This window comes from Micromonospora sp. D75, assembly GCF_018070405.1.
In the GTDB taxonomy this organism is placed as follows: Bacteria; Actinomycetota; Actinomycetes; order Mycobacteriales; family Micromonosporaceae; genus Micromonospora; species Micromonospora chalcea.
The window spans coordinates 1-10,987 of sequence record NZ_JAGPXV010000138.1; the positions used below are offsets into that span (position 1 = coordinate 1).

Genomic DNA, 10,987 nt, shown 5'->3' on the forward strand with positions numbered 1-10,987 from the left:
GAGACGGCCCGGTGAGGTTCCTGCTGCAACGGGTGGCCTTCTACCTGTTCACCGCCTGGGCGGCGATCACGCTGAACTTCTTCATCCCGCGGATGGTGCCGGGCGACCCGGTCCAGTCGCTGATCTCCCGCAACCAGGGCCGGATCAGCGCCGACGCGATCGCGTCGCTGCGGGTGCTGTTCGGGCTGGACTCCGACCGCTCGCTGTGGGAGCAGTACGTCGCCTACTGGGGACAGCTGCTGCGCGGCGACCTGGGACTGTCGTTCACGTTCTTCCCCGCGCCGGTGTCGGAGGTGATCGGCAGCAGCCTGCCGTGGACGGTGGGCCTGGTCGGCGTCACCACGATCGTGAGTTTCCTGCTCGGCACCGCGCTCGGCGTCGGCGCGGGCTGGCGGCGCGGCTCCTGGATCGACGGGCTGCTGCCGGCCACCACGTTCCTGTCCTCGATCCCGTACTTCTGGCTGGGCCTGGTCGCGATCGCGTTGTTCGCCGGGCCGGGCAGCTTCTTCCCGTCCTCCGGCGGCTACGAGCCGGGCCTGGTGCCGGCGTTCGACGCGTACTTCATCCCGAGCGCGATCCAGCACAGCATCCTGCCCGCGGCGACCATCCTGGTGTCGTCGATGAGCGGCTGGATCCTCAGCATGCGCAACATGATGGTGACCGTCGCCAGCGAGGACTACATCACCGTCGCGCACGCCAAGGGGCTCTCCGAGCGCCGGGTGGCCCTCAGCTACGCCGCCCGCAACGCGTTGCTGCCCAACGTGTCCGGGTTCGCGCTGTCGCTCGGTTTCATCGTCGGCGGCACGCTGCTCGTGGAGATCGTCTTCTCGTACCCGGGTCTGGGGTTCCAGCTCTTCCAGGCCGTCGGCTCGAAGGACTACCCGCTCATGCAGGGCATCTTCCTGATCATCACGATCTCGGTGCTGGTGGCGAACCTGCTCGCCGACGTGGCGTACCTGCTCCTCGACCCGCGGACCCGAAAGAGCTGAGCGATGACACTCTCCCCGTCCAGCATCGAGCAGGTCATCCCCGGCCAGGGCGCGATGGCGCAGCCCTCGGCCCGGGCCCGCCGCCGCCGGTTCCGCTTCGTCGCCAACGGCAAGGCCGCGACCGGCCTGGCCGTCCTCGGGGTGTACGTGCTCCTGGCGGTGATCGGACCGTGGATCGCGCCGTACGACCCGGACGCGCGCAGCGCCGACGTGCTGCAGGCCCCCTCGGCCCGGCACTGGTTCGGCACCACCCACCTCGGGCAGGACATCTTCAGCCAGATCCTGGTCGGCGCGCGCAGCGTGATGGTGGTGGGCCTGACCGCCGGCGTGCTCGCCACGATCCTGTCCATCCTGATCGGCGTGACAGCCGGTTACCTGGGCGGCGCGGCCGACGAGGGCCTGTCGGCGGTGTCGAACGTGTTCCTGGTGATCCCGGCGCTGCCGCTGATCATCATCGTCACGTCCCTTGTCGACCAGGCCAGCGACACGCTCGTGGCGCTCATCATCGGCCTCACGTCGTGGGCCTGGGGCGCCCGGGTGCTGCGCGCCCAGACGCTGTCGTTACGCCGCCGCGACTACGTCGAGGCGGCGCGGGCCACCGGCGAGCGGACCTGGCGGATCATCGGCTTCGAGATCCTGCCCAACCTGACCGCGATCATCGCCTCCGGCTTCGTCGGCACCGTCATCTTCGCGGTCATGTCGGAGATCACCCTCGCGTTCATCGGCGTCTCGTCGGTCTCGTCGTGGAACTGGGGCACGATCCTGTTCTGGGCGCAGGGACAGCAGGCCCTCGCGCAGGGCGCCTGGTGGTGGTTCGTGCCGGCCGGGCTGGCCATCGCGCTGCTCGGCACCGCGCTCGCGCTGATCAACTTCGGCATCGACGAGTTCGTCAGCCCCCGGCTGCGCACCGGCGGCCGGACCCGGATCCGGACCGCCGACGGTCGGACCGTCACGATGCGCGTCGGGTTCACCCCGGTGCTCGCGCCGAATCCGGCGCCGGTCCCGATGCGGCGGCCGGCGGACCCCACCCGAGAGGACGCGACCTCATGAGCGACCAGGTGCTCCAGATCCGCGGGCTGTGCGTCGACTACGGCGTCGGCGCGGACGCGGTCCGCGCGGTCCGCGACGTCGACCTGACACTGCACCGCGGCGAGGTGCTCGGGCTGGCCGGGGAGAGCGGCAGCGGCAAGTCCACCCTGGCCTACGGGCTGACTCGGCTGCTGCCCCCGCCCGGCGTGGTCAGCGGCGGCCAGGTCATCTACCACCCGGCCGACGGCCCGCCGGTCGACGTGCTCACGCTCAGCCCGGCGAAGCTGCGCGAGTTCCGCTGGGCGGAGACGTCGATCGTGTTCCAGGGCGCGATGAACTCGCTGAACCCGGTGCACAAGGTCTCCACCCAGCTGCTCGACGTGATCCGGGCCCACGAGCCGAAGAGCACGGCGGCGAGCCGGCTGGCCCGGGCGAAGGAGCTGCTGCGCCTGGTCGGCATCTCCGCCGACCGGCTGGACAGCTACCCGCACCAGCTCTCCGGCGGCATGCGGCAACGCGTCATGATCGCGATGGCGCTGGCGCTGGAGCCGCAGGTGGTCATCATGGACGAGCCGACCACCGCGCTGGACGTGGTGATGCAGCGGCAGATCCTCGGCCAGCTCGCCGAGCTGCGCGAACGCCTCGGCTTCGCGGTGCTGTTCATCACCCACGACCTGTCGCTGCTTGTCGAGTTCTCCGACCGGATCGCGATCATGTACGGCGGCCGGATCGTCGAGGAGGCGCCCGCCGCCCGGCTGTACGCCGAGCCGCTGCACCCGTACACCGAGGGGTTGCTGCACTCGTTCCCGGCGCTGCACGGTCCGCGCCGGGAGCTGACCGGCATCCCCGGCTCCCCGCCGGACCTGCGCGCCATGCCGTCCGGCTGCGCGTTCCACCCCCGCTGCCCGAAGGCGTTCGACGGGTGCGGCGAGCAGGTGCCGGTGCTCGGCGCGCCGTACGTCGACGACCCGGCGCGGGCCGTCGCGTGCCGGCTGCACCCGGCCGTCGCGCCCCTGTCCCGCTGACCCGCCCGACACCACCACCCGCTACCCGCGAGGAGAGCCATGGACACCGACCTCACCCGCCCGTCGTCAGTCGCCGGTCCGGATCCGATCGACACGCTGCCGCCGACCTTCCGGTGGGGGGTGGCGACGTCGTCGTACCAGATCGAGGGCGCGGTGGCCTCCGACGGCCGCACGCCGTCCATCTGGGACACGTTCTGCCGGGTGCCGGGCGCGGTGGCGAACGGCGATCACGGCGACGTGGCCTGCGACCACTACCACCGGATGCCGCAGGACGTCGCGCTCATCGCCGACCTGGGGCTGGACACGTACCGGTTCTCGGTGGCCTGGCCGCGGGTGCAGCCGGGCGGGCGCGGCCCGGCGAACGTGGCTGGGCTGGCCTTCTACGACCGGCTGGTGGACGAGCTGCTCGGCCGCGACGTCGAGCCGTGGGTGACGCTGTACCACTGGGACCTGCCGCAGGAGCTGGAGGACGCGGGCGGCTGGCCGAACCGGGACACCGCGTACCGGTTCGCCGACTACGCCGAGCTGGTCTTCGCCGCGCTCGGCGACCGGGTCCGCACCTGGACCACGCTCAACGAGCCGTGGTGCTCGGCGATGCTCGGGTACGCCTACGGCGACCATGCCCCCGGCCGGCGGAACCTGGGTGACGGCATCGCCGCGGCGCACCACCTGCTGCTCGGGCACGGGCAGGCGTCGCGGCGGCTGCGCGAGGCGGCCTCGGCGCCGATCGAGCTGGGCCTCACGCTGAACCTGGCCACCGCCGACCCGGCGACCGACAGCGCCGCCGACCGGGACGCGGCGCGGGCCGCCGACGGGCTGGGCAACCGGCTCTACCTGGACCCGGTGCTGCGCGGGGAGTACCCGCAGGACGTGATCGCGGACCTGGCCGCCGAGGGCGTGCGGATTCCGGTGGAGGACGGCGACCTGGACGTCATCGCCACCCCGATCGACGTGCTCGGCGTGAACTTCTACTTCGGGCAGCTGCACTCCGGCGTGGACGAGCAGGGCCGCGACCGCGACGACGACGGCAAGCCGGTACGCCGGGTGGTCCGGCGTGACCTGCCGCGTACCGCGATGGACTGGGAGATCGTGCCGGAGTCCTTCACCGACCTGCTGGTGCGGCTGCACCGCGACTACCCGGGCACGCCCATGGTGATCACCGAGAACGGCGCGGCGTTCGACGACGAGCCGGACGCAGACGGGTTCGTCGCCGACGACGACCGGGTCGGCTACCTCGCCGAGCACCTGCGGGCGGTGGCCCGGGCCCGGGCGGCCGGGGCCGACGTGCGCGGCTACTTCGCCTGGTCGCTGCTGGACAACTTCGAGTGGGCGTACGGATACGACAAGCGGTTCGGCATCGTCCGGGTCGACTACGACACGCAGCGCCGCATCCCCAAGCGCAGCGCGCTGTGGTACCGGGACACCGTGCGGCGGGTACGCGGCCGGCGCTGACGGCGCGCGGTGTGGGGGCCGGGCCGGTCAGTGACGGCGGGCCGGCCCCCACGCCGGGGACGGGCGGGCGGCCGGGTCGCGGGGCACGCCGCCGTCGCGCAGCAGCCGGGTCATCGGCAGGGTGGCCGCGCCCATCGCGACCGCGTCCGGTCCGAGCCGGCACAGCTCGATCGAGGTCTGCGCGTACGGCTGGCGCAGCGCGTGCCGCGCGGTGGCCGCACGGATCGCGGGCAGGTGCCGCTCGCCCAGGGCCAGCCCGGCCCAGCCGCCGAGCACCACCCGCTCCGGGTTGAACAGGTTCACCAGGTTCGCCACCCCGGCGCCCAGGTAGCCGACCGTCTCGTCGATCACCTTCGCGGCGGTGCCGCTGGTGGAGCGCAGCAGCTCACCGAAGGCGGTCTCCTCGTCCGCGCCCGGCGCCGGGCGGCCCCGGTTGGCCTGGCGGAACCGGTCCAGCACCGCCTCCGCGCCGACGTACGCCTCCAGGCAGCCGAGGTTGCCGCAGCGGCAGCGGCGGCCCCCGTACACGATGGTGGTGTGGCCCCACTCCCCGGCGCTGCTGTGCGCGCCGCGGTATCCGACGCCGTCGGCGACCACGCTCGCGCCGACGCCGGAGCCGACCAGCGCGACCACCGCGTGCCGGACGCCGCGGCCGGCGCCGAACCACATCTCGGCCTGGCCGAGCGTCTTCGCGCCGTTGTCCACGTGCACCGGCACGTCGGCGCGCAGCATCGCGCCGAGCGGGACGCCGTCCCAGCCGAGTGTCTGGGCGTGCACCACGGCGTCGGCGGTGCGCTCGACCGTGCCGGCGACGGCGACGCCGAAGCCGAGCACCGCGGCCGGGTCGACGCCCGCCTGTTCGGTCACCGCGGCGAGGCCGTGCCGCAGGTGGGCGGCGACCCGCTCGGGGTCGGGCCCGGTCGCGGCGATCGGGTACTCGGCCTTGGCCAGCGCGGTCATGCTCAGGTCGAACAGCTCGACCTGGACGCGGGTTTCGCCGACGTCGGCGCCGACCAGGTAGCCGTAGCCGGGCGCGACGCGCAGCAGCACGCGGGGACGGCCGCCGTCGGACTCGACCGAGCCGGCCTCCTCGACCAGGCCCTCGTTGATCATCTCGCCGACCAGGTTGCTGACGCTGGCCAGGCTGAGCGCCGTGGACTGACCCAGCTCGTGCCGGCTGAGCGGACCGTCCAGCCAGATCCGGGTCAGCAGCACCGACCGGTTGGCCCGGCGCATGTCGCGCACCGTGGTGCGTCTGGCGTCCACGTCCGCCGCCGTCCCTTCCCGGCCGCCCACGGCGACCTGCGTTCGTCTGCGTTCACGCCGTGAACCAAGCGGTGACAGCGTACTGCGCATTTACACTTAACAAAGTTAACTGATAACCTCCGGCGCATCGATGAGGAGGTATGTCAATGCGACTCGGACGCGGGATGACCGCACTGCTCGGTGGCGTCGCGCTGCTCGCCGCCACCGCCGCCCTGCCCGCCACCGCCGCCACCACGACCGGCGCCGTCGGCGCGCTCGTCGCGTGTGACGCGCCGGCCTGGGCCGAGGGCGTCACCTGGACCGCCGGCAGCCGGGCGACCTACGGCGGCCGGCTGTACCAGGCGCTCGTCACACACACCCCGCCGGCCGGCGCGGGCTGGAACCCGGCCGCCGTACCGGCGCTCTGGACCGACCTCGGCGCCTGCACCGGCGGCACGCCGTCGCCGAGCCCCACCACCCGCCCGCCGTCGCCGTCCCCTTCCGCCTCCACCTCCCCTTCCCCGACCCGGACGCCTACCCCCACGCCCACGGTGTCGTCCAGCCCGACCACCCCGGGCGGGGACACCTGCGCGCTGCGGTCCCGGCCGACCGGGAAGGTGCTGCAGGGCTACTGGGAGAACTGGGACGGCGCCGCCAACGGCGTACACCCCGGCCTCGGCTGGATCCCGATCACCGACTCCCGGATCACCGGACACGGCTACAACGTGGTGACCGCCGCGTTCCCGGTCATCCGCGCCGACGGCACCGTGCTCTGGGAGGACGGCATGGACTCCGGCGTCAAGGTGCCCACCCCCGCCCAGGTGTGCCAGGCCAAGGCCGCCGGACTCACCGTGCTGCTGTCCATCGGCGGCGCCACCGCCGGCATCGACCTCAGCTCCAGCGCCGTCGCCGACCGGTTCGTCGCCACCGTCGTGCCGATCCTCAAGCGGCACAACTTCGACGGCATCGACATCGACATCGAGACCGGCCTCACCGGCAGCGGGAACATCAACCAGCTCTCCCCCTCGCAGGCCAACCTGATCCGGATCATCGACGGGGTGCTGGCCCAGATGCCGGCCGGCTTCGGGCTCACCATGGCGCCGGAGACCGCGTACGTCACCGGCGGCAGCGTCACCTACGGCTCGATCTGGGGCGCGTACCTGCCGATCGTCAAGAAGTACGCCGACAACGGGCGGCTCTGGTGGCTCAACATGCAGTACTACAACGGCTCGATGTACGGCTGCGCCGGTGACTCGTACCCGGCCGGCACCGTCGCCGGTTTCGTCGCGCAGACCAACTGCCTCGACGCCGGCCTGGTCATCCAGGGCACCACCATCCGCGTACCGCTGGACCGGCAGGTCCCCGGGCTGCCCGCGCAGGTCGGCGCCGGCGGCGGGTACATGAGCCCGGCGCTGGTGGCGCAGGCGTGGAACACCTACCAGGGCCGCCTCAAGGGCCTGATGACCTGGTCGGTGAACTGGGACGGGTCGAAGGGCTGGACGTTCGGCGACAACGTCCGCTCCCTGCAGGGCCGCTGACCCGGCAGGGCTCCGCGTTTCCACCCCCGGCGCGGAGCCCTGCCGCTGGCGCGGGTTGCGAGACCCTGCGAGGCTGGCGCTCGTGTATGACTACGACCTGCTGGTGCTGGGCTCCGGACCGAGTGGACAGAAGGCGGCGATCGCCGCTGCCAAGCTGGGCCGCCGCGTCGCCATCGTCGATCGCCGCGACATGCTCGGCGGAGTGTGCATCAACACCGGCACCGTGCCCTCGAAGACGCTGCGCGAGGCGGTCCTCTACCTGACCGGGCTGAGCCAGCGCGACCTCTACGGCAGCAGCTACCGGGTCAAGGAGGACATCACCGTCGCCGACCTGGCCGCCCGCACCCAGCACGTGATCACAAGGCAGACCGACGTGATCCGCGACCAGCTGGCCCGCAACAAGGTCGCGCTGATCACCGGCACCGGCCGGTTCGCCGACGCCCACTCCGTCTGGGTGGACGCCGGCTCCGGCCGGGAGACCCGGATCAGCTTCGACAAGGCGGTCGTCGCCGCCGGCACCCGCCCGGCCCGACCGGACAGCGTCGACTTCGACGACCGGACCATCGTCGACTCCGACGGCGTGATCAACCTGCAGGCCGTCCCGCGCAGCATGGTCGTGGTCGGCGCCGGGGTGATCGGCATGGAGTACGCCTCGCTGTTCGCCGCGCTCGGCACCAAGGTGACGGTGGTCGAGCGCCGCCCCCGGATGCTCGACTTCTGCGACGAGGAGATCGTCGAGTCGCTGAAGTACCACCTGCGGGACCTGTCGGTGACCTTCCGCTTCGGCGAGGAGGTGGCCGCCGTCGAGAAGCACCGCACCGCAGCGCTCTGCGTCCTGCGCAGCGGCAAGAAGATCGTCGCGGACACGGTGATGTACTCGGCCGGGCGGCAGGGACAGACCGACGACCTCGCGCTGGACGCGGCCGGGCTCACCGCCGACCATCGCGGCCGGATCGCGGTCGACGCGAACTACCGCACCGCCGTCGACAACATCTACGCGGTCGGCGACGTGATCGGCTTCCCCGCGCTGGCGTCCACGTCGATGGAGCAGGGCCGGCTGGCCGCCCAGCACGCCTGCGGCGAACCGGCACGCGGCATGTCCGACCTGCAACCGATCGGCATCTACACCATTCCGGAGATCAGCTTCGTCGGGAAGACCGAGGAGGAGCTGACCGAGGCGTCCACTCCGTTCGAGGTGGGCATCGCCCGCTACCGGGAACTGGCCCGGGGGCAGATCGTCGGCGACTCGTACGGGATGCTGAAACTGCTCGTCTCACCCGAGGACGGACGGCTGCTCGGCGTGCACGTGTTCGGCACCGGCGCCACCGAGATCGTCCACATCGGGCAGGCGGTGATGGGCTGCGGCGGCACCGTCGACTACCTGCTGGACGCGGTGTTCAACTACCCGACCCTCGCCGAGGCGTACAAGGTGGCCGCCCTGGACGCCGCCAACAAGATCCGCAACATAACCCGGATCAACGACTGACCCCTGCTGCCCCGCCCTCCACCCCGTTGATCTTGCACTTGCTGCCCCGGGAGCGCCCGTTATGACCGCTGTGCCCGGGCCGCAAGTGCAAGATCGACGAGGAAGGGAGGGGCGCGGGAGGGGTCAGCGGCCTGCGGCGTAGCCCTGGGCGCCTCGGGGGTTCGCCGCCGCGGACAGGACTCCGGTGCGGGGGTCGCGGGTGACCGCGCACATGCGGCCCAGGCTCCACGGGTCGGACAGCCGGACGGTGTGGCCCCTTGCGCGCAGGCCGGCCAGCACATCCGCGTCGATCCGGTCCTCCAGCACCAGCACGCCGGGCTCGACCTCGCGCGGGTAGAACGACGCCGGGAAGCTCGTGGTGTGCCACGTGGGGGCGTCGATCGCCTCCTGCAGGTCCTGCCCGCCGGCCAGATGCCGCAGCAGGAACAGCAGCTGCCACTGGTCCTGCTGGTCGCCACCGGGCGTCCCGCAGGCCATCACCGGCTCGCCGTCGCGCAGCACGAGCGTCGGGCTGAGCGTGGTACGCGGACGCCGCCCCGGCCGCAGCGTCGAGGCGAGCCCCTCCTCCAGCCAGCACATCTGCAACCGGCTGCCCAGCGGGAAACCCAACTCCGGAATGGTGGGTGAACTCTGCAGCCAGCCGCCGCTGGGCGTGGCGGAGATGATGTTTCCCCACCGGTCCACCACGTCGACGTGGCAGGTGTCGCCGCGGGTCACGCCGTCGGCGCGTACCGTCGGTTCGCCGGTGCTCGGGTCCTGCGGGACGGCCCGCCGGTCCGCGTCGGCCCGCAGGTGCGACGGCAGCCGGGGCGGGCTGCCCGCCGGGCTGCCGGGACGCAGCGACGTGTCGGCGCGGTCGCCGATCAGCGCGGCCCGCGAACGGGCGTAGCCGGCCGACAGCAGCCTGGAACCTGGCACGGCGGTGTCGCCGTACCACGCCTCCCGGTCGGCGAACGCGAGCTTCAGCGCCTCGGCCTGCGCGTGGATGCCGTCCAAGCTGGACGGATCGTAGACCGCCGGGTCGTCGAGCGCGTCCAGGACGGCCAGGGTCTGCAGCAGCACCGGGCCCTGCCCCCAGAAGCCGGTCTTGGCGATCGTGTGCCCGCGCCAGTCCAGCGTGACCGGCGCCTCCCAGGTGGCCGAGAACCCGGCCAGGTCGTCGCCGGTGACCAGCCCGGCGTGTGCGCGCCCGCTGGAGTCGCGGAACGGCAGCCGGCTGAAACGGTCGATCGCCTCGGCGACGAAACCCTCCCGCCAGGCGCGCCGGGCCGCCTCGATCTGCGCCTCCCGGTCCGCACCGGCGGCCCGTCCCGCGTGGACGAGGCGGCGCAGCGTGTCCGCGTACGCCGGGTTGGTGATCATCTCCCCCGGCGCGGGTGGGCGGCCGTCGCGGAGCCAGAGCCGCGCGGACGTCGGCCAGTGGTCGGTGAACAGCGACCGGACCCGCGCGACTGTCTGCCCGGCGGCGCCGACCAGCGGGTGGCCGGCGGCGGCGTAGCCGATCGCCGGTTCCAGCACCTCGGCGAGCGTGCGGGTGCCGTGGTCGCGCAGCAACAGCAGCCACGCGTCGACAGCGCCGGGCACCACGGCGGCGAGCGGGCCGGCGCCGGGCACGAGGTCCAGGCCCAGCGACCGGAAGTGCGCGACGGTGGCGGCGGCCGGGGCCGGACCTTGGCCGCACAGCACCCGCGGCGCCGGATCGGCGGCGGTGGCGAGGATCGCCGGCACCTCGCCGGCCGGGCCGTTGAGGTGCGGCTCCACGACGTGCAGCACGAACCCGGCGGTCACGGCGGCGTCGAACGCGTTGCCGCCGCGCTCCAGCACGCCCATCGCGGACTGGCTGGCCAGCCAGTGCGTGGACGAGACCATGCCGAACGTGCCGCGCAACGTCGGCCGGGTGGTGAACGTCATCGGCGGTGAGCCTACGCCGTGCCGGCGATGTCGGCGCGGTCCGTCGCGCCGCCCTCCTCCCCCGGGCTGCCGTCGCGCTCGCCGTCTAGCGGGAACAGGCACGCGGCCTCGTGGCCCGGACCCACCTCGGCCAGCGCCGGATCGGTCTCGGCGCACGCGGGGCGGGCCTGGGGGCATCGGGTACGGAAGCGGCAGCCGCTCGGCGGGTCCACCGGGCTGGGGATGTCGCCGGTGAGCACGATGCGGCGGCGCTGCCGCTCGACCCGGGGATCGGCCACCGGCACCGCCGACAGCAGCGCCGCCGTGTACGGG

9 protein-coding genes are annotated in these 10,987 nt (G+C 73.0%); 6 read left to right on the forward strand and 3 right to left on the reverse strand.

Translation table 11 applies throughout. From position 1 onward, the window contains the following. The first annotated feature begins 11 nt into the window (after positions 1–11). Genes KBX39_RS11315 through KBX39_RS11330 form a run of 4 tightly spaced genes read left to right on the forward strand, consistent with a single transcriptional unit; the run spans position 12 to position 4,495 of the window. Positions 12–989: an ABC transporter permease gene (locus KBX39_RS11315; RefSeq protein ID WP_043324151.1), complete on the forward strand. Its 978-nt coding sequence runs from the start codon at positions 12–14 to the stop codon at positions 987–989. A gap of 3 nt (positions 990–992) precedes the next feature. Then, a complete protein-coding gene (locus KBX39_RS11320) occupies positions 993–2,039 on the forward strand; it encodes an ABC transporter permease (protein WP_210870386.1) in 1,047 nt (348 codons plus the stop codon). Continuing rightward, positions 2,036–3,043: an ABC transporter ATP-binding protein gene (locus KBX39_RS11325; RefSeq protein WP_210870388.1), complete on the forward strand. Its 1,008-nt coding sequence runs from the start codon at positions 2,036–2,038 to the stop codon at positions 3,041–3,043. Before KBX39_RS11320 ends, KBX39_RS11325 begins: the two co-directional genes overlap by 4 nt. A gap of 39 nt (positions 3,044–3,082) precedes the next feature. Beyond that, on the forward strand, positions 3,083–4,495 hold the full coding sequence (locus KBX39_RS11330; RefSeq protein WP_210870390.1) for a GH1 family beta-glucosidase: 1,413 nt from the start codon (positions 3,083–3,085) through the stop codon (positions 4,493–4,495). A gap of 27 nt (positions 4,496–4,522) precedes the next feature. On the opposite strand, the gene KBX39_RS11335 is transcribed toward KBX39_RS11330, so the two are convergent. After that, positions 4,523–5,761 carry an ROK family transcriptional regulator gene (locus tag KBX39_RS11335; RefSeq protein ID WP_069089703.1) on the reverse strand — a complete coding sequence of 413 codons (1,239 nt, stop codon included), beginning with the start codon at positions 5,759–5,761 and terminating at the stop codon, positions 4,523–4,525. A 146-nt stretch (positions 5,762–5,907) separates the two neighbouring features. On the opposite strand from KBX39_RS11335, the gene KBX39_RS11340 reads away from it, so the two are divergent. Further along, positions 5,908–7,278 (forward strand): glycosyl hydrolase family 18 protein, encoded by a 1,371-nt coding sequence (locus KBX39_RS11340; RefSeq protein ID WP_210870392.1) that lies wholly within the window; start codon positions 5,908–5,910, stop codon positions 7,276–7,278. 82 nt (positions 7,279–7,360) lie between these two features. Beyond that, the gene (gene sthA / locus KBX39_RS11345) at positions 7,361–8,764 is read left to right on the forward strand and encodes a Si-specific NAD(P)(+) transhydrogenase (protein ID WP_043324162.1); all 1,404 of its coding nucleotides are present in this window, start codon (positions 7,361–7,363) and stop codon (positions 8,762–8,764) included. Between the two features lie 123 nt (positions 8,765–8,887). Here the strand turns inward: sthA and KBX39_RS11350 are convergent, their stop codons facing one another. Next, complete coding sequence (locus tag KBX39_RS11350) at positions 8,888–10,675, reverse strand: gamma-glutamyltransferase family protein (protein ID WP_210870394.1); 1,788 nt, start codon at positions 10,673–10,675, stop codon at positions 8,888–8,890. Between the two features lie 11 nt (positions 10,676–10,686). Next, positions 10,687–10,987, reverse strand: a 301-nt coding sequence (locus tag KBX39_RS11355; protein WP_369010110.1) for an oligopeptide/dipeptide ABC transporter ATP-binding protein, incomplete at its 5' end; no start/stop codon positions are given.